The 18,653-nt window shown below is 73.2% G+C and carries 16 protein-coding genes; 10 read left to right on the top strand and 6 right to left on the bottom strand.

The features are described 5' to 3' along the window. Nucleotides 1-2: 2 nt before the first annotated feature. Together ACFXDE_RS35145 and ACFXDE_RS35140 are read right to left on the bottom strand one after the other, a co-directional pair. The gene (locus ACFXDE_RS35145) at nt 3-1,121 is read right to left on the bottom strand and encodes a phosphotransferase (RefSeq protein ID WP_380441670.1); all 1,119 of its coding nucleotides are present in this window, start codon (nt 1,119-1,121) and stop codon (nt 3-5) included. 67 nt (nt 1,122-1,188) lie between these two features. Continuing rightward, nucleotides 1,189-1,848 carry a response regulator gene (locus ACFXDE_RS35140; RefSeq protein ID WP_380441668.1) on the bottom strand — a complete coding sequence of 220 codons (660 nt, stop codon included), beginning with the start codon at nt 1,846-1,848 and terminating at the stop codon, nt 1,189-1,191. Between the two features lie 424 nt (nt 1,849-2,272). Here ACFXDE_RS35140 and pdhA point away from each other — a divergent pair, with 424 nt between their 5' ends. Genes pdhA through ACFXDE_RS35125 form a run of 3 tightly spaced genes read left to right on the top strand, consistent with a single transcriptional unit; the run spans nt 2,273 to nt 5,886 of the window. Next, nucleotides 2,273-3,427 carry a pyruvate dehydrogenase (acetyl-transferring) E1 component subunit alpha gene (pdhA, locus tag ACFXDE_RS35135; protein ID WP_380498517.1) on the top strand — a complete coding sequence of 385 codons (1,155 nt, stop codon included), beginning with the start codon at nt 2,273-2,275 and terminating at the stop codon, nt 3,425-3,427. Continuing rightward, nucleotides 3,427-4,401, top strand: a complete 975-nt coding sequence (locus ACFXDE_RS35130; protein WP_380441665.1) for an alpha-ketoacid dehydrogenase subunit beta — start codon at nt 3,427-3,429, stop codon at nt 4,399-4,401. Before pdhA ends, ACFXDE_RS35130 begins: the two co-directional genes overlap by 1 nt. A gap of 15 nt (nt 4,402-4,416) precedes the next feature. Continuing rightward, on the top strand, nt 4,417-5,886 hold the full coding sequence (locus tag ACFXDE_RS35125; protein ID WP_380498516.1) for a dihydrolipoamide acetyltransferase family protein: 1,470 nt from the start codon (nt 4,417-4,419) through the stop codon (nt 5,884-5,886). 80 nt (nt 5,887-5,966) lie between these two features. Here the strand turns inward: ACFXDE_RS35125 and ACFXDE_RS35120 are convergent, their stop codons facing one another. Then, the gene (locus ACFXDE_RS35120; protein ID WP_380498515.1) at nt 5,967-6,911 is read right to left on the bottom strand and encodes an LPXTG cell wall anchor domain-containing protein; all 945 of its coding nucleotides are present in this window, start codon (nt 6,909-6,911) and stop codon (nt 5,967-5,969) included. A gap of 208 nt (nt 6,912-7,119) precedes the next feature. On the opposite strand from ACFXDE_RS35120, the gene ACFXDE_RS35115 reads away from it, so the two are divergent. From ACFXDE_RS35115 to ACFXDE_RS35105, 3 genes are all read left to right on the top strand, one after another. Further along, on the top strand, nt 7,120-8,358 hold the full coding sequence (locus tag ACFXDE_RS35115; protein WP_380498514.1) for a benzoate/H(+) symporter BenE family transporter: 1,239 nt from the start codon (nt 7,120-7,122) through the stop codon (nt 8,356-8,358). Nucleotides 8,359-8,564: 206 nt separating this feature from the next. Continuing rightward, nucleotides 8,565-9,743 (top strand): M64 family metallopeptidase, encoded by a 1,179-nt coding sequence (locus tag ACFXDE_RS35110; protein ID WP_380498513.1) that lies wholly within the window; start codon nt 8,565-8,567, stop codon nt 9,741-9,743. 73 nt (nt 9,744-9,816) lie between these two features. Then, the gene (locus tag ACFXDE_RS35105) at nt 9,817-11,160 is read left to right on the top strand and encodes a nitrate/nitrite transporter (protein ID WP_380498512.1); all 1,344 of its coding nucleotides are present in this window, start codon (nt 9,817-9,819) and stop codon (nt 11,158-11,160) included. A 96-nt stretch (nt 11,161-11,256) separates the two neighbouring features. On the opposite strand, the gene ACFXDE_RS35100 is transcribed toward ACFXDE_RS35105, so the two are convergent. Continuing rightward, entirely contained in the window at nt 11,257-12,081 is an 825-nt protein-coding gene (locus tag ACFXDE_RS35100; RefSeq protein WP_380445558.1) for a Bro-N domain-containing protein, read from the bottom strand. Between the two features lie 157 nt (nt 12,082-12,238). Further along, nucleotides 12,239-13,060, bottom strand: coding sequence for a maleylpyruvate isomerase family mycothiol-dependent enzyme (locus tag ACFXDE_RS35095; RefSeq protein ID WP_380498511.1), 822 nt, complete (start codon nt 13,058-13,060; stop codon nt 12,239-12,241). 173 nt (nt 13,061-13,233) lie between these two features. On the opposite strand from ACFXDE_RS35095, the gene ACFXDE_RS35090 reads away from it, so the two are divergent. From ACFXDE_RS35090 to ACFXDE_RS35080, 3 genes are all read left to right on the top strand, one after another. Continuing rightward, nucleotides 13,234-14,031 (top strand): carbon-nitrogen family hydrolase, encoded by a 798-nt coding sequence (locus ACFXDE_RS35090; protein ID WP_380498510.1) that lies wholly within the window; start codon nt 13,234-13,236, stop codon nt 14,029-14,031. A gap of 160 nt (nt 14,032-14,191) precedes the next feature. Then, complete coding sequence (locus tag ACFXDE_RS35085) at nt 14,192-15,175, top strand: GntR family transcriptional regulator (protein WP_380445555.1); 984 nt, start codon at nt 14,192-14,194, stop codon at nt 15,173-15,175. A gap of 117 nt (nt 15,176-15,292) precedes the next feature. Next, nucleotides 15,293-15,940: a hypothetical protein gene (locus tag ACFXDE_RS35080; RefSeq protein ID WP_380445554.1), complete on the top strand. Its 648-nt coding sequence runs from the start codon at nt 15,293-15,295 to the stop codon at nt 15,938-15,940. Between the two features lie 66 nt (nt 15,941-16,006). Here ACFXDE_RS35080 and ACFXDE_RS35075 read toward each other — a convergent pair whose 3' ends face one another. After that, on the bottom strand, nt 16,007-16,792 hold the full coding sequence (locus ACFXDE_RS35075) for an SLATT domain-containing protein (protein WP_380498509.1): 786 nt from the start codon (nt 16,790-16,792) through the stop codon (nt 16,007-16,009). 369 nt (nt 16,793-17,161) lie between these two features. Between ACFXDE_RS35075 and purD the strand changes: the two genes are divergently transcribed. After that, entirely contained in the window at nt 17,162-18,412 is a 1,251-nt protein-coding gene (purD, locus tag ACFXDE_RS35070) for a phosphoribosylamine--glycine ligase (protein ID WP_380498508.1), read from the top strand. Nucleotides 18,413-18,653: the final 241 nt, after the last annotated feature.

Raw genomic sequence — 18,653 nt, 5'->3', positions numbered from 1 at the left:
GGTCAGTTGGCGAAGGCGTCCAGGACCTGTTCGTACTCCTGGCACCACCACGCCAACTGGCCCGCGGAGGCGGGGTACAGCGGGTCGGCCCGGTGGTCGCCCCGCTGGTAGCGCCACTGCAGCATCCAGAAGTCGTTCAGCCGCTCCCACCAGACCCGGTGGGCGGCGGCGGCGAGGTGTTCGGGGGTGGCGGCGCCGGTGGCCCGGTAGGCCTGCGAGTAGTGCCGGACCCGGACGAGGTCGAGCGTGCCCGTCGTCCGGTCGTTGAAGAGCAGGGTGGCGGCGCGGACGGCCTCCTCGGCGCGCGGCTGCGGGCCGAGCTTGTCCCAGTCCAGGACGGCCACGACGCCGTCCGCCCCGGGCGCGCCGGGGGCGTCGAGCGCCGCCGGGTGGAGCAGGTTGAGGCCGTGGAAGTCGCCGTGGGTCCAGCCGGTGGGCGGGGCGGCCTGCGGGGCGGGGCGGCGGTGGGCGTGGTCGGCGAGCAGTTCCAGCCGTTCGGCGAGCCGGCGTTCGACCAGGGCGTCGAGGTCGCCGTGGGGGCGGTGGGCGCGGGCGTGTCCGAGCAGGTCGCGGGCGAGGTCGGCGCTGTCGAGCGGGTCGGCGCTGCGGTAGCCGTCGGGCTGGTCGAGCGGGGCGCAGACGTCGTCGAGCGCGCCGTGCAGGTGGCCGAGCAGCGCGCCGAGAGCGTCGCACTGCGGCAGGGGGAGCTCCGTACCGTGCCGGTGTCGGCCATCCACCCACGGGAACACGGCGAACAGCCGGCCGCCGGAGGAGGCCACCGTCCCGGCGCCGTCGGTGCGGGTCAGCGGGGGTGCGACGGGCAGGCCGAGGGCGTGCAGCGCGGCCATGGCGCGGTGGTGGGCGACGATCTTCGGACGGTTGGCGGTGGCGGCGTCGACGTAGCACTTCAAGAAATGGGGACCGGCCTCGGTCACGACCCGGTAGCCGCGGTTGAGCAGGCCCTCGGCGACCGGTTCGGCGGTCAGTATCCGTCCGATCGGGTAGCGGCACAGCACCTCGGCCAGGGCGGCGCGCGGGACGGGCGGGCTGAGGGTCCCTATCGGCGGGGCGGCGAGGTCGGGGCGGGCCGGGGCGCAGGCGAGGGTCTGGCTGAAAGTCACAGCCAGAGGTTATGGCCCCCTGGCGGGGGCCCTTGACAAGTCGTCAGAACTGTGATGCTGCCCGGGCTCAGTGCTGCTGGTCGGCCTGGTGCCGGGCCACGAAGGCCGCCGCCTGGGTGCGCCGCTCCATGCCCATCTTGGCGAGCAGACTGGAGACGTAGTTCTTCACCGTCTTCTCGGCCAGGTGCAACTCGTTGCCGATCTGACGATTCGTCATCCCCTCGCCGATCAGATCGAGGATCCGGCGCTCCTGCTTGGTGAGCTGGGCGAGCCGTTCGTCCTCCTTCTCGCCGCCGTCGCGCAGCCGGGCGAGCACCCGGCTGGTGGCGACCGGGTCGAGCAGCGACTTGCCGGCCGCGACGTCCCGCACCGCGGTGATCAGGTCGGTGCCGCGGATGGCCTTCAGGACGTAGCCGGAGGCCCCGGCCATGATCGAGTCGAACAGCGCCTCGTCGTCCGAGAAGGAGGTCAGCATCAGGCACTTCAGCTCGGGCAGCCGCGAGCGGACCTCCCGGCAGACCTCGACCCCGTTGCCGTCCGGCAGACGCACGTCGAGCACCGCCACGTCCGGGTGGACGGCGGGGATCCGGGTGATCGCCTCGGCGGCGGTGCCGGCCTCCCCGACCACCTCGATGTCGTCCTCGACCGAGAGCAGGTCGTGCACGCCCCGTCGGACCACCTCGTGGTCGTCGAGCAGGAAAACTCTGATTTGTCCGTTATCACTCACACCCAAAACCTCCCATATGACCCTACAAGTGGCCTCTCGTACGTACTGCCCCAGGGGCGTGTTCCGGCCAGACCGGTCCGAAACCGATACCGAGAACCCCCTTACGTACGGGCCGTCGCCCGGATAACGTGCGCTGGTGTCCTGAAGGCGCCCGAATTGAGAGCTGCGTCACGCGGTCCGTCACCCCCACCCAACCGACGGCGAGCCGAGCGCGGCACCCACGGGGTTGTAGGCCCTGAACAAGTAGGACGTCCTAGCGCAGGCGCGCCAAGGGCGGACGCTGGGTAACGTTCTCGTGAGGGACGCCGTCGGAACAGGATCACCACCTGCCCCGCAACAGGTGCGCATACCCACGCGCCCCGCGAGGCGGTGACCGGACCGGTCACCGGCGACCCCGGGCGGCCGGACAGACCGAGGAGTGAACGTGACCGTCAAAAGCACGGCGAGGGCCCGCAAGAAGGCGGCCCCCTCCGTCCCTGACACCCAGCGCGCCACGGGTACGGACGCCCAGCCGGAGCTCGTCCAACTGCTCACGCCGGAAGGCGAGCGGGTCGAGCACCCGGACTACCCGCTCACCACCACTCCGGAGGAGCTGCGCGCCCTCTACCGCGACCTGGTGCTGGTGCGCCGGTTCGACGGCGAGGCCACCGCGCTCCAGCGCCAGGGCGAGCTGGGCCTGTGGGCCTCGCTGCTCGGCCAGGAGGCCGCCCAGGTCGGCTCCGGTCGTGCCATGCGCACCGGCGACTACGCCTTCCCCACCTACCGCGAGCACGGCGTGGCCTGGTGCCGCGACGTCGACCCGCTGAACCTGCTCGGCATGTTCCGCGGCGTGAACCACGGCGGCTGGGACCCGAACGAGAAGAACTTCCACCTGTACACCATCGTGATCGGCGCGCAGGCCCTGCACGCGACCGGCTACGCGATGGGCATCACCAAGGACGGCGCGGACGACGCGGTCATCGCGTACTTCGGCGACGGCGCCTCCAGCCAGGGCGACGTCAACGAGGCCTTCACCTTCGCCTCGGTCTACAACGCCCCCGTGGTGTTCTTCTGCCAGAACAACCAGTGGGCGATCTCCGAGCCCACCACCACCCAGACCAAGATCCCGCTGTACCGCCGCGCCTCCGGCTTCGGCTTCCCGGGCGTCCGGGTCGACGGCAACGACGTGCTGGCCTGCCTGGCCGTGACCCGCTGGGCGCTCGACCACGCCCGCAGCGGCAACGGCCCGGTGCTGATCGAGGCGTTCACCTACCGGATGGGCGCCCACACCACCTCCGACGACCCGACCCGCTACCGGCTCACCGAGGAGACCGAGGCCTGGAAGGCCAAGGACCCGATCCTGCGGCTGCGCACCCTCCTGGAGAAGGAGGGCCTCGCGGACGAGGAGTTCTTCGCCGCGATCGACGCCGAGAGCGAGCAGCTTGGGCTGCGGGTGCGCGAGGGCGTGCGCAGCATGCCGGACCCGGACCCGACGCTGATCTTCGACCACGTGTACAGCGAGCCGCACGGGCTGGTCGATGAGGAACGGGCCGAGTACGTCCAGTACGCGGCCTCCTTCGAGGCGGGGGAGAACCTCTGATGGCCGGTCAGCTCAGCATCGCGAAGGCGCTCAACAGCGCCCTGCGCAAGTCGCTGGAGGACGACCCGAAGACCCTCCTGATGGGCGAGGACATCGGCAAGCTCGGCGGCGTCTTCCGGATCACCGACGGCCTGCAGAAGGACTTCGGCGAGGGCCGGGTCATCGACAGCCCGCTCGCCGAGTCGGGCATCGTCGGCACCGCGATCGGCCTCGCGCTGCGCGGCTACCGCCCGGTCGTGGAGATCCAGTTCGACGGCTTCGTCTACCCGGCCTTCGACCAGATCGTCTCCCAGCTGGCCAAGATGCACGCCCGCGCGCTCGGCCACGTCAAGATGCCGGTCACCATCCGGATCCCCTACGCGGGCGGCATCGGCGCGGTCGAGCACCACAGCGAGTCGCACGAGGCGTACTTCGCGCACACCGCCGGCCTGCGCGTGGTCACCCCGTCCAGCGCGCACGACGCGCACTGGATGCTGCGGCAGGCCATCGCCTCCGACGACCCGGTGATCTTCCTGGAGCCCAAGCGCCGCTACTGGGACAAGGGCGAGGTCGGCGACGCCGCCGACCTGGGCCTGTACGACGCCCGGATCGTCCGGCCCGGCACCGACGCGACGCTGATCGCGTACGGCCCGATGGTCAAGGTCTGCCTGGAGGCCGCCGCGGCCGCCGAGGAGGACGGCCGCCGCCTGGAGGTCGTCGACGTGCGCTCGCTCTCCCCGGTGGACTTCGCCACCCTGGAGGAGTCGGTCAAGCGCACCGGCCGGGCCGTCGTGGTGCACGAGGCGCCGGTGTTCCTGGGCATGGGCGCCGAGCTGGCCGCCCGCCTCACCGAGCGGTGCTTCTACCACCTGGAGGCGCCGGTCCTGCGGGTCGGCGGCTACTACGCGCCGTACCCGCCGTCCCGGGTCGAGGAGGCATTCCTGCCCGACCTGGACCGCGTGCTCGACGCCGTCGACCGCGCGCTCGCGTTCTGATACCGGGGAGCGAAGATGACCACCGAAGTTCGCTCGCTCCGCGAGTTCAAGATGCCCGATGTGGGCGAGGGCCTCACCGAGGCCGAGATCCTCAGCTGGTACGTCAAGCCGGGTGACACGGTGACGGACGGCCAGGTCGTCTGCGAGGTGGAGACCGCCAAGGCCGCGGTGGAGCTGCCGATCCCGTTCAACGGGGTCGTCGAGCAGCTCTTCTTCCCCGAGGGCGCGACGGTCGACGTCGGCACCGTGATCATCTCGGTCGCGGTCGCCGGGGAGGGCGGGGCCCCGGCTCCGGCCGCCCCCGCCGCGCAGGCCGCCCCCGCCGCTCCGGCGGCCGAGGCGCCGGCCGCGCCGGCCGAGCCCGAGCGGCGCGAGGTGCTGGTCGGCTACGGTCCGCGGACCGGCACCGCCCAGCGCCGGGCCCGTCGGACCACCACGACCACGGTCGTGGCCGCGCCGGCCGCCCCCGCGGCTCCGGCCCCGGTCGCGGCTCCCGTCGCGGCTCCTGCCGTGGCTCCTGTCGTGGCCGAACAGCACGCCGGCGAGCGGCCGTTGGCCAAGCCGCCGGTGCGCAAGCTGGCCAAGGACCTCGGCATCGACCTGCGCGCGGTCACCCCGACCGGCCGGGACGGCGTCGTCACCCGCGAGGACGTGCACGCGCACGCGTCGGCCCTGGCCGCCGCGGCCTCGGCTCCGGCCGCGGTCGCTGCCGCCGTTGTTGCCGCCGAGCCCGTCGCGGCCGAGCCGGCCGAGGCTCCGGTCGTCGTGTCCGGGTCCGCCGCGGGCGACGTCCGGGTGCCGATCAAGGGCGTTCGCAAGGCCACCGCGCAGGCCATGGTGGCCTCGGCGTTCACCGCGCCGCACGTCACCGAGTTCGTCCAGGTCGACGTGACCCGCACGATGAAGTTCGTCCGCCGGCTCAAGGAGAGCGGCGAGCTGGGCCGGGACGTCCGGGTCAGCCCGCTGCTGATCGTCGCCAAGGCGCTGCTCACCGCGATCAAGCGGCACCCCGAGATCAACGCGCAGTGGGACGAGGCGGCCCAGGAGATCGTCATCAAGGGCCAGGTGAACCTCGGCATCGCCGCGGCCACCCCGCGCGGCCTGATCGTGCCCAACATCAAGGACGCCGGCGCCAAGACCCTGACCGGGCTGGCCACGTCGCTCGGCGAACTGGTCGAGACCGCCCGCCAGGGCAAGACCTCGCCGGCCGACATGCAGGGCGGCACGGTCACCATCACCAACGTCGGCGTCTTCGGCGTCGACACCGGCACCCCGATCCTCAACCCGGGCGAGGCCGCGATCCTCGCCTTCGGCGCGGTCCGGGAGCTGCCGTGGGTGCACAAGGGCAAGGTGGTCCCGCGTCAGGTGACCACGCTGGCCCTCTCCTTCGACCACCGCCTGGTGGACGGGGAACTGGGCTCCAGGGTGCTGGCCGACGTGGCCGCCCTCCTGGAGCAGCCGAAGCGCCTGATCACCTGGGGCTGACCGGCCGGTAGGACCACGGAAGGGGCCTTCCTCCGCACATCGGTGTGGAGGAAGGCCCCTTCGTGGTGTCCGTCCGTCGGTTACCGCTGGGGACGGAGGCGACGGACGGCGATCAGGACGCCCGCGCCGAGTGCGAGGAGGGCGGCGGCGGAGCCGGCGAGGAAGCCGTTGGAGGAGGAGCCGGTCTGGGCGAGCTCGGGGGTGCCGGCCGGCGCGGTGGTGGCCGGGGCGGAAGTCGGGCTCGTGACGGGGGACTTGGGGGCCTCGGCGGCGGGCGCGGCCGGAGCGGCGGCCTTGGTCTCGTCCGCGGCGGGCTTGGCCGGGGCGGCCTTGGGCTTGGCCGAGGCGCTCGGCTTCGCGGAGGCGGTCGGGACGGGCTTGGCGGCCGGGGCCGGGCGGACGACCTTCACGTGCGTCGTGGCCGGGGCGAAGGCGCCGCCGTAGACCTCCAGTTCGTTCAGGTCCTTGGGGGCGTCGGCGGAGACTGCGACGCGGAACATGTAGCGGCGGGCGTGGCCGACGGCGAGCGGTTCGCCCAGGGAGTCCACCGCGGCGTGGATCGCCGGGTCGCACCCGTTCTTCATGGCGAGGCGCTTCCAGTGCCCGTGGTCCATGACCTCCACGGTGACCTGGGAGGGCCGCGGGGTGCCACCGTGCGGGTTGAAGAGCCCGAGGCCGGCGGAGACCTTGTTGTAGTCGGCCTTGCTGAAGTTCGCGATCTCGATGCCGAACTCGACCTTGGGGCCGCCGAGGGTCAGGGTGGTCGGGACGGGGCTGAGGAACGCCGCCTTCGCGCCGTCGCCGTGCAGAGCGAAGTCGTTGTCCTGGTAGACCGCCTGGTCGTCTGCCGGGGTGGTGGCGGTGGTGGCGGCAGAGTTCTCGTCGCCGCAGGCCCAGGCGGTGTCGGTGGTGAGGATCTGGATGCCGCCGGCGAGGACGGCGGTGGTGGCGAGGGCGGCGAGGGTGCGGCGGGTGGAGAGCGAGCGGGTGTTCTTCGCAAAGCGGGTGATAACGGACGTGCGCATGACGTGACTCCCCGGGGTCATGGGTCTGACGGTGTGGTGGGTGAAGACGACCGGCCCCGCTCCTCCTGAGCGGAAGCGCCCCCCGGCTCTGCCGGTCTCGCTCTCCGTGCCTTCATCCGTATAGACGCGCATCCCCGCCGGTGGTTGCAGGTGGGTTCAGAAGTTTTTTCGGAAGCCTTCCGGAGCCGTGTTTCGGGATACTGCCGGAATGACGGATGAGCTGACTGTCCGTCCGGGGACGGTGCCGGGCGGGGACGCGGACGGGGACGGGGAGCGGCGGTCGCTGCGGCGGGACGCGTCGGGGACGGCGTTGCTGGCGGGGCTGGTGTGCATCGCGGTGTCGTTCTCGGGGCCGCTGGTGGTGGTCCTCGCGGCGGCCTCGGCGGGGCGACTGGACGCGGCGCACACGGCGTCCTGGATCTGGGCGGTGGGCGTCGGCAGCGGGGTGAGCGGGTTCCTGCTGAGCTGGTGGACCCGGACGCCGGTGATCACGGCCTGGTCGACGCCGGGGGCGGCGCTGCTGGTGACGAGCCTCGGGGCGTACCCGTACCGGGAGGCGGTCGGGGCGTACGTCGTGTGTGCGGTCGTGGTGACGCTGTTCGGGGTGACGGGCTGGTTCGGGCGGCTGATCGCGGCGGTGCCGGTGGGGATCGTCAACGCGATGCTCGCGGGCATCCTGTTCTCGTTCGGCGCCGGGATCTTCGGGGCGGTGCACGGCGCGCCCGTGCTGGTGGTGGGGAGCTTCGCGGCGTTCCTGCTGGCCAAGCGGTTCGCGCCGCGCTACGCCGTGCCGGTGGCGCTGCTGGTGGGCGGGGTGCTGGCGGCGGTCACGGTCGGCCTGCCGCTGCGGGTGGGGTCGGGCGGGCCGACCGTGCCGGTCCTGACGGTGCCCGCGTTCTCCTGGTCGGCCGTGGTGGGGCTGGCGCTGCCGCTCACGATCGTCGTCCTGGCCTCGCAGAACGCGCCGGGCCTCGGGGTGATGCGGGCCTTCGGGTACCGGGCGGACGACCGGCTGCTGATCGGGTCGACCGGCGCGATGTCGCTGCTGATGGCGCCGTTCGGCTCGCCCGGGGTCAACCTCGCGGCGATCACGGCGGCGATCTGCTCGGGCCCGGAGGCCCACCCGGACCCGCGGCGGCGCTATGTCGCGGGGATGTCCTCGGGGGCGCTGTACGTCGTGGTGGGGAGCTTCGGCGGGGTGCTGGTGAGCCTGTTCACCGGGCTGCCGAAGGAGCTGATCGCGGTGATCGCGGGGGTCGCGCTGCTGGCGTCCCTGCAGGGCAGCCTGGCGGCGGCGGTCGCGGAGGAGCGGGGGCGGGACGCGGCGGTGGTGACGTTCCTGGCGAGTGCGTCGGGGATGGGCCTGTTCGGGATCGGTTCGGCGTTCTGGGGGCTGTTGTTCGGGCTGGGGACGCACCTGGTGCTCGGCCTGGCGCGAAAGCCCTGACAGATTCATTGGTATGGCTGGTCCGATGTGGATCGTTCGGCCAGGTCGGTGACTTTTTCGTCCGCCGGTGGGGGCGACACGCCGGGTCGGGTACGTCTCCGCTCCACCACCCGGGCGACACCGGGTGACCGGAGCCCCGAGGACGCACCCGTATGCCGCCTGGCAACCCTGGCCGTCTCGTTCGGAGTCTGGCCGCGCTCGTGCTGGTGTCCACCGCCGTACTCCCGGCCGCCCTGGAACTGGTCGGCCCCTCGCCGTTCGGCGTGATCGGGGCCGGCGCCCCCGTCGACCGGGCGGTGCCGCCGCACACGGCGCAGCGCGCCGACCTGCGCGGCGCCGCGCCCGCCCCGACCGTCGACATACGCCGCACCGGCGACCCGGCCAACCGGATCACCCTGGTGCTGCTCGGCGACGGCTACACGGCGGCCGAGCAGGACCTCTTCCAGCAGCAGGCGGACCGGGCCTGGCACTCGCTGATGGACATCGAGCCGTTCCGCAGCTACCAGGCGTTCTTCAACATACGGCGGGTCGAGGTGCTCTCGCCGGTCTCCGGGATAGCCGAGACCGAGAGCCGCGGCCGCAACCCCTCGACCCCGCTCGGCATGCACTTCTGGTGCGAGGGCACCGCCCGGCTGCTCTGCGCGGACGAGGCGGCCACCGCCCGGCTGGCGGGGGACAGCGCCGGGCCGCAGTACCTGATAGCGCTGGCGAACTCGACCGAGTACGGCGGCGCCGGGGGCACCGGGGTGACCACCCTGGCGGGCGGCAGCCCGGACGCGGGGCGGATCATCCAGCACGAGATCGGCCACACCGTGGGGGACCTCGGGGACGAGTACGACTCCGCGCCGGACGACGCCGACTACCCGAACCTCTCCACCCTCAACGCCGACGACATGCGCAAGAAGCAGACCAAGTGGTGGCGCTGGCTGGGCGCCGCGTCCCCGGACGGCGCCGGGACGGTCGGGGCGTACCGCAGCGCCAACGGCCTCTACCGGCCGACGCAGGACTCGGTGATGCGCACCCTGGGCAGTGCCTACAACCTGCCCTCGCGCGAGGCGATCATCGAGGAGCTGTACCGCCGGATCCGCCCGACCGACCCCCCGGTGCCGCCGCCCGGCGAGGTCGACGGCCGTCCGCAGCTGGACGCCCGGCCGCTGCCGCTGTCCGGGCCGCGCCAGCTGCGGGTGGACTGGACGGTGGACGGCGTCCCGGCGGATCCGCGGACGGTGAACGGCGGGCGGCTGGACTCGGCGCAGCTGAACATCCCGGCCGGCCGCGCCGCCACCGTCACGGCGACCGTCCGGGACACCACGGACTGGGTGCGCGACGAGGGCTTCCGGGACAAGTACATGACCCGCTCGGTGTCCTGGACGGTCACCGGCTGAGCGCAGGTCCCGGGGAGATCGGTCGTACCCCACTCTGGGCGTCCAATCATGGGATGACTACCCTGGACGCACTATGCCCGTGGAGCCAGACCGTTCAGTCCGTCCCCTGTCCGCCCCCGCTCCCCGCCCCTCCGACGAGTCCCCGGCCGCCGTCACGTCCTCGGCCGCCGTCGCGTCCCCGCCCGGCGGGCGCGCCGCGTGGCTCGCGTGGTCGGTCGGCGTCAGCGTCTACGTCCTCGCGGTGATCCACCGCACCAGCCTCGGCGTGGCCGGGCTGGACGCCGCCGAGCGCTTCGGGATCGGCGCCTCGGCGCTCTCCACCTTCTCGATCCTCCAGGTGCTGGTCTACGCGGCCATGCAGGTGCCCGTCGGGCTGCTGGTGGACCGGTTCGGGCCGCGGCGGGTGCTGCTGCTCGGCGTCCTGCTGCTGAGCACCGGGCAGCTGGCCTTCGCGTTCAGCTCCTCGTTCGCCCCCGCGCTGGCCTCCCGCGCGGTGCTGGGCTGCGGGGACGCGATGACCTTCATCAGCGTGCTGCGGATCGCCGCACGCTGGTTCCCGGCGGCGAAGAACCCGTTCGTGGCGCAGCTGACCGGCCTCGTCGGGATGGGCGGCAACCTGTTCACGACGGTGGTGCTCGCGCAGGTGCTGCACAGCGAGGGCTGGACGCCGACCTTCGCGGCGATCGCGCTGCTGGGCGTGGCGGTGTTCGCGCTGGTCGCGCTCTTCCTGAAGGACGCGCCCGCCGTGGCCGAGCCGGTCGATCAGCACCGGCCGCGGACCGGGATCGGGCGGCAGGTCCGGGAGTGCTGGCAGGAGCCCGGCACGAGGCTCGGACTCTGGGTGCACTTCACGACGCAGTTCCCCGGCAACGCCTTCGGCCTGCTCTGGGGCCTGCCCTACCTGGTCGAGGCGCAGGGCATGACGCGCGCGGAGGCCGGCGGGCTGCTGACCCTCCTGGTGCTCTCCAACATGACCTGCGGCTTCGTGTTCGGCCGGGTGCTGTCCTTCTCGCCGCGCGCCCGGATGCCGATCGTGTTCACGGTGATCGGGGCCACCGCGCTGGGCTGGGCGCTGGTGCTGGCCTGGCCCGGCGCGCACCCGCCCGTGTGGCTGCTCGTCGGGATCATCCTGGTGATGGGCAGCAACGGCCCGGCCTCGCTGGTCGGCCTGGACTACGCCCGCGCCCGCAACCCGGTGGAGCGGCTCGGGACGGCCTCCGGCATCGTCAACATGGGCGGCTTCATCGGCACGATGATCACCCTGTTCGGCATCGGCGTCCTGCTCGACGCCCTGGCCCCGGCGGGCGCGGAGACGTACTCGGCGGACGCCTTCCGGTGGGCGTTCTGCTGGCAGTACGTGCCGCTGGCGGTGGGGACGGCGATGATCCTGCGGCTGCGGCGGAAGGTCAGTGCGTAGGGTTTCCGACCTGCGGAAACGCGATTAGCCATCCTTTGGGGAAGGTTAATGCCCCCGGTATGAGTGAGTTGAACTCACTCATACCGGGGGCATACGTCAGCGACCGTACTCCCGCATCATCGCGGCCATCTGCGGTGGCGTCCCGTAGATCCGGGCGCCGTGGAGCTCTGCGTGCATGAGCCCGTGGTCAGGTGGAGCCGACTCGTGCTGCGCTTCACGCCGCAGGCGGACCAGGTCCACCAGCTTCAGCTTCGGGCAGCCCGGGACCACCCGGCTGCCCCGGATCCCGACCCGCTCCACGGATGGGCAGGCGTAGTAGGCGCCGAAGGGCGGCCCGCTGTCCTCCTCCCGCGTCGGCATGTGGAAGACCATCTCCCCGTGCCGGCAGTGCACCGTCCCGTCCGAGTGGATGACGACTCCCGGCCAGTCCTCGTGGTCGATCTCGGCGATGATCTGCACCTGCTGGCCGATCGCCTCGGTGAGGGTCTCCGCCATCCGCCGCTGCTGGGTGGGGATGTCGGTGTCCCCGCGGCGGATGGAGGGGAGGAGTTCGCTGGTGACCCAGTCCCTGAACGGCTTGGACGACTTCTTGTTGGACCTCATCAGCAGGGAGTAGAGGCCCGCCTCGCTCACCACGCGCAGGAAAGGGTTCGCGGGGCTATACAGTTTCTGACCTGCGGAAACGTCGTAACTGTAAGTTTTAGTGATAGTTACCGCTCGCATGTCGACGGTGCGGTGCTGGTGGGAATCCAGCGCCCTGACGGCCTGGGCCGGATTGCGGCGGTCCAGGACCTGGCACACGTCCGTTGCGACGAACCACGGCTGCCCGTCGATCATCACCACCCTGATCGGCTGGCCCGTGACCGGGAAGCTCGACCGCACCAGCACCATCTGTTCCTGCTGTTCCTGTTCGTCGTCCATGGGGACGCCCCTCCTTCTTCCGAGTGATGGCAGGACTGCCCGGAACAACGAGGTCGAACGAGTGGGGTACTGGTCCCACGTTGACGCACGGATGCACGAGGCGTACCGCCCCGGCGCACGGTTGTGCGTGTACGCCGGGTGGTGCGCGACTGCCCTCTCAGATGGTGACCGAGAACGTGGCCAGCACCCGCTCGGCCAGCTCCTTGTCGCCCTCGACGCCCACCGGGCCCGGGCGGCCGCGACCGCAGGCGAGGCGGACGTACGTCTCCCAGTCCATGGTCAGCTGGACGTCGGGGGCCAGGCTGACCGACTCGTCCACGGTGCCGCGGCCGGCCGCGTCGACCCGCACGGTGCGCAGGAACTCGACCGGGCCGGTGACGTCCAGCACGAGGGTCGTCCCGGCCGGGGCGCCCGCGGTGTGGGCGACGGCCTTGGGCAGCCTCTCCAGCAGGACGTCCCGGGCGACCAGGGCGGCCGGGGAGGCCAGGTTGCCGGGCGCGGCCAGGGCCCGGCGCAGGTCCTGCTCGTGCACCCAGACGTCGAAGGCCCGCAGCCGCAGCAGCTCGTGGTACGGCACGTCCCGGGCGAACGGGCCGGCCGGCCAGCGCACCGGCTCCTCGGGCGTCTGCCGGGCGTTGCGCAGGGCCCGCGAGCGGCGGATGATCGTGTACTCCAGCTCGCCGGTCATCTCCAGCGCGGTGTGGCAGCGGCGCTTGTCCACCGGCAGCTCGACGTAGCGGGCGAACTCGCTCGTGACGTGGCGCAGGTCGCGCGGGAGCGCGTGGATCGGGCGGGGGTCGCCGAGCAGCTCGGACTCGACGGCGATGATGTGCGAGACGACGTCCCGCACGGACCAGCCGGGGCACTCGGTGGCGCGGTTCCAGGCGCCCTCCGGCAGGGGGGTCACCAGTTCGGATATGGACTCGATGCTCTGCGTCCACGCCTCGGTGTGCGCCTGCACGGTCTGGTTGTCCGTCACGGGAATCTCCGGCCCTCCGTCAGCTGCCTTGCCGCGCGCACCCTGCCCCGTCGGCCGGCCGGGTCGGTCCGGCCTTCGGGCGCACACGCTAACCGCACGTTACGCTGCCGGGTGACAGCCGGGCAGCGCTTTCGGGTGACGATCGTAGGACTCTTGCCGTGGACGGTGGTACTGTGCGCGCTTCATTGATCCAACTCGCGGTCTCCGACGCCGAGCCGCCGGCCGAGCGACGGGCCAGGGCGGCCTCCCTGGTACGGGCCCAGCACGGCTGTGACCTGGTGGTCCTGCCGGAACTGTGGCCGCTCGGGGGCTTCGCCTACGACCTCTGGTCGGAGGGCGCGGAGACGCTCGACGGGCCCACCTCGGACGCCATGGCGGCCGCCGCCCGGGCCGCCGGGGTCTGGTTGCACGCCGGTTCGATCGTCGAACGCGACCCGGACGGGCCGATCTACAACACCTCGCTGCTGTTCGCCCCCGACGGCGAGCTCGTGCACACCTACCGCAAGATCCACCGCTTCGGCTTCGACAGCGGCGAGGCGGTGGTGATGGGCGCCGGGCAGGAGATCGTCACGGCCGCGACCGACTTCGGCACGCTCGGCCTGGCCACCTGCTACGACCTGCGCTTCCCCGAGCTGTTCCGGGCCCTGCTCGACGCGGGCGCGCAGCTGCTGGTCGTCCCGGCGGCCTGGCCGGCGCGGCGCCGCGAGCACTGGACGCTGCTGGCCCGGGCGCGCGCGGTGGAGGAGCAGGCGTACGTCCTCGCCTGCAACACCGCCGGGACGCACGGCGGGGTCGAGCAGGCCGGGCACAGCATCGTGGTGGACCCGTGGGGCCGGGTGCTGGCCGAGGCCGGGGCGGGGGAGCAGGTGCTGACCGTCGACTTCGACCCGGCCGAGGTGGCCAAGGCGCGGGCGGAGTTCCCGGTGCTGCGGGACCGCCTGCTGGGGATCCCGGCGCCGGTCCAGCGCTGACGCCGGAGGGGACGGAACGGGCGGGATCCGGCCGTTCCCGGGGTTGGTTTGTACCTGCTCCGGACGGGTTTGAGAAGATGAGCACTCGTCGTGTTCCCAGTCGTTCTTCGGCCGGTCCGCCGAGGGGCGGCCGGTCGGCCCGCCCGAGGAGGTCGCGCGCATGGCCGGCAACGGCGCAGGCGACACCCGTCCCGTCATCCGCCGCAACAGCCTCCGCGAGCAGATCGCGGGCGCGCTGCGCGAGGAGATGATGGCCGGCCGCCTTGAGGCGGGCCGCAATTTCACCGTCAAGGAGATCGCCGAGCTGTACGGCGTCTCCGCGACCCCGGCCCGCGAGGCGCTGGTCGACCTCGGTGCCCAGGGCCTGCTGCGGGCCGAGCACCACCGCGGCTTCACCGTGCCCGAGCTGGGCTGGGACGACTTCGTGGAGATCTTCGAGTCCCGGGTGCTGCTCACCGACAGCTACTACCGCCAGTACCGCTCCCGCCGCGCCCTGCCCGACCTCACCCGGCTGCCCTCGCTGCGCCGCCGGGCGGACGCGGCCGTGCGGGCGGCCAGGGCCGGGAACCTGGACGTCATGGTGGGCTGCGACCGCCGGTTCTGGCAGGAGGTCGCCGGGCTGCTCGGCAACCGCCGGATCGGCGCCTACCTGGACTGGCTGCGCGTGCAGTCCTGGATGTTCGCGGCGTCCTACCTGCGGGAGCTGTCCGCGCTGGGCGGGGTGTGCTGGGACCGGCACGTCGACCTGGTGGACGCGATCGAGGCCCGGGACCTGGCCGGGGCGCACCGGATCATCTGCGAGTACAACCTGTTCACCGTCCGGCTGCTGGCCGAGCTGGCCGGGCAGCCGCTGGAGTCGGTGGCCGTGCTGGGGCTGCTCACCGAGTCCGTGGACGAGGAGCCCGCCCCGGCCCCCGGGCCGGCCGGGCCGCCGCCGGACGAGCCGGGCCCCGCGGTGCCGGGGACGGCCCGCCCGCGGCGCGGCGAGGACGTCGGCCGCGAGCTGGGCCGGGAGCTCGGACTGGGGCTCGGCCTGGTGCCGCAGCCGCGATCGATCCCGCACGGCCGGTTCGGCCGGCGGCTGCCCGAGCCCCCCGAGCACCCGCAGGGACGGCCCGATCCGCATCGCGCGCCGGGCCGGTAGGGTGGGCGGTCGTCGTACCGGACGTCCCCGTCGGGACCCGTCCCGGTGCGGACACCGCCGCCCGTAGTCGTCCCCGTCCGCGCGGACGACTCCCCGCCCGGAGAGGAAGAGCCGGCCATGGCCTGCGACCTCTGGCTCGTCCCGCTCGTGGACGTGCTGAGCCACAGCCCCGACAACCCCTTCCGGGACGACCTCGCGCTGTACAACGCCGTGCTGACCTCGCGCGGACTGCCCGAGGTGCCGGTCTACCAGTACGTCCCGGGGATCAGCGGGGCGGTCGAGCCGATAGCCGCCTTCGACTACGACTCCCTGCACTTCCTGCGCCGCGCCTACCTGTTGGGCCTCACCGGCCTCGACATCACGCCGGTCGACTCGCTCGGCGGCGACTACGAGCAGCTCCTGGAGATGTTCGAGAACAGCGCCGAACAGTCCCACCTGGTCTGGCACTTCGACCACGCGGGCGCCTACGTGCCGATCGAGTTCGCGGTGCCGCTGGTGGACGACGCGCTGCTCGCGGTCGGCGGCCCGCTCGGCTCCAGCCACGGGCTGCTGCGCGAACTCCAGGCCGTGGCACCGTCCCTGGGCCTGGACCCGTACAACCCGCCGGCCCCGACCAAGCCGCTCGGGCCGACCGGCCTGGAGCAGCCGTTCGGCCCGCCGCTGGACGACCTGCACCCCTTCGCCCGCGAGCGGCACGCGTGGGCGGGCCTGTACGCGGCGGCGACCCGGAGCGTCTCCCAGGGCTCGATGATCGTCTTCGCCTGAGCCGGGCGGCAGCCTCGGCTGTCCGGTCCTCGGCCCCCGCACGTCCGCCCCCGCACGGCCGCCCGCCTACCGCAGCGGGCCCTCCGGCGGCCGCTGGCGCGGCATGGTGGGCCGGGTGCCCGGCGGGGGCAGCACCCGCACCTGGGCGCCCACGCCGGTCTCGGTGCGCCCGCCCCACGTCCCGGGGGCCTGGGTGGGCAGCTGCGTCATCGACGCGCGGAACTCCAGCATCCACTCCGAGGTCTCGGTGCGGACCATGTCCGACACGTCCTCGCAGAACCGGCGCAGCACGCCCAGGCAGCGCTCGGCCGCCTCGCCCGCGGTGCCCTCGGTCGGGCCGAGCACCTCCCGCACGCACTCCGACGCCCAGTCGAACTGGAAGGCCTCCAGACGGCGTTGCAGCGCCTGCGCGGTGCTCACGTCCCGCATCCAGCCGGAGGTGAGGCCGAACGCCCGGTCGGTGCCGTAGCAGGCCGCCGAGAGGGCCAGGCCGACGTAGCCCCAGCTGGTGCCGTGCGCGACGGTGCCGGTCAGGTCCACCAGCGGGGCGGACACCCCGCCGATCGCGAAGCCGACCGTGCCGAACCGCAGCAGGCGGGCCCAGCGGCGCTTCCAGACCCGGTCCTTGCGGTACCACTCGATCGCCTCGACCGCCCGCTCCTCGGACCAGCGGTAGAGCTCCTCCAGCCGCTCGGCCGGCTCACCCCAGTCCCCGAGCGGGAACTGGCGGGCGCTCAGATCGGTCCGGCGGCGGGTGGACGCCCGGCGGGCGACCGCCGCGACGGGCTGGTCCTCCTCGCCGATCTCCTTGCCCCAGGCACTCTCCTCGGGCTGCATTTCCGGCTGGCTCACCTGTGGGGCTCCCTGTGGCGGGGCGGGCGGCTGGGTCTGGCGACGCGTCCGGCTGACGGATCGTCTGCCAGAGGTTGTCCAACAGCACTTCTTACCGCCAAATGGCTGACCGCGGGGCGCTTCCCCCTTGATCGTTATCGGATTCGGCCACCGGAACACGAGGTCGGAGGGATGCGGGGGTCGGCGAGATTTCACCCGTCCGAGCGAGGCCCCGGTGACCCGCCGTCCTGACCCGGCCACCCGCCGCCGAAAGACGGGGCCCCGCCTTGGAGGATCCTCCGACATCGTGAGCGTACGGAGCTCTCCGCTTGGAGGTTCCGACGGGACCGGAGAGCGGCCGGAACAGGCCACCGACTACCCTTGCCAACCGTGAAGGTCCTCGTCATCGGCGGCGGCGCCCGCGAACACGCCCTGTGCCGCTCCTTGTCCCAAGATCCCGCCGTCACCGAGCTGCACTGCGCCCCGGGCAACGCCGGCATCGCGCAGGTGGCGACGGTCCACCCGGTCGACCAGCTGGACGGCGCCCGGGTCGCCGGCCTGGCCGGGCGGCTCGGTGCCGACCTCGTCGTCGTCGGCCCGGAGGCCCCGCTGGTCGCGGGCGTCGCCGACGCCGTGCGCGCGGCCGGGATCCCCGTCTTCGGCCCGTCCGGCGCGGCCGCCCAGCTGGAAGGCTCGAAGGCCTTCGCCAAGGACGTGATGGCCGGCGCCGGCGTCCCGACCGCCCGCTCCTACGTGTGCACCACCGCCGAGGAGGCCGCCGAGGCCCTCGACGCCTTCGGCGCGCCCTACGTCGTCAAGGACGACGGCCTGGCGGCGGGCAAGGGCGTCGTCGTCACCTCGGACCGCGCGGCCGCGCTGGCCCACGCCGCCGCCTGCGAGCGCGTGGTCATCGAGGAGTACCTGGACGGCCCGGAGGTCTCGCTGTTCGCGATCACCGACGGCACCACCGTCCTCCCGCTGCAGCCCGCCCAGGACTTCAAGCGCGCGCTGGACGGCGACGAGGGCCCCAACACCGGCGGCATGGGCGCCTACTCGCCGCTGCCGTGGGCGCCCGACGGGCTGGTCCAGGAGGTCCTGGACACCGTCCTGCAGCCGACCGTGGACGAGCTGCGCCGCCGCGGCACCGAGTTCTCCGGCCTGCTCTACGCCGGCCTCGCGCTCACCTCGCGCGGCACCCGGGTGATCGAGTTCAACGCCCGCTTCGGCGACCCCGAGACCCAGGTCGTGCTGGCCCGGCTGCGCACCCCGCTGGCCGGCGTCCTGCTGGCCTCCGCCACCGGCACGCTCGACCAGCTGGAGCCGCTGCGCTGGAGCGAGGACGCGGCCGTGACCGTCGTCGTCGCCTCCGAGGGCTACCCGGCCGCGCCGCGCACCGGGGACCCGATCGAGGGCCTCGCGGAGGCCGAGGCGGACGGCACCGCGTTCGTCCTGCACGCCGGCACCGCGGCGGACGTGGACGGCCGGGTGCTGAGCGCCGGCGGCCGGGTCCTGTCCGTCACCGCGACCGGCGCCGACCTCGCCGAGGCGCGCGGCCGGGCGTACGCCGCCGTCGACCGCATCTCGCTCAAGGGCGGCCAGCACCGCACCGACATCGCCCTCAAGGCGGCGGCCACCGCCTAGCCGTCCGGGCCGTCCGCACTCCGCAGGGCGCCGCGTCGTGGGAAACACCCCCATGGACGCAGCGCCCTGCGGCGTTCCCGGGCGGGGGCGGCCGTGGTGGGCGGCGCACCGTTCGGCGGCCGGATTCCAGCCCATCGAGTGACAGCACCCGCATCCGGCTGACGTAACCGGCCGCCCGGCCTTATGGTGCGCTGGATCGCACCGCGCCGTGGCCGCGCGCTGGGGTCGCCGCCGGGTAGCG

Origin of the sequence: Kitasatospora sp. NPDC059408 (assembly GCF_042751525.1) — a bacterium.
Classification (GTDB): domain Bacteria; phylum Actinomycetota; class Actinomycetes; order Streptomycetales; family Streptomycetaceae; genus Kitasatospora.
Note: the sequence above shows the minus strand (reverse complement) of the source record. Positions and strands in the feature narration are given on the sequence as shown.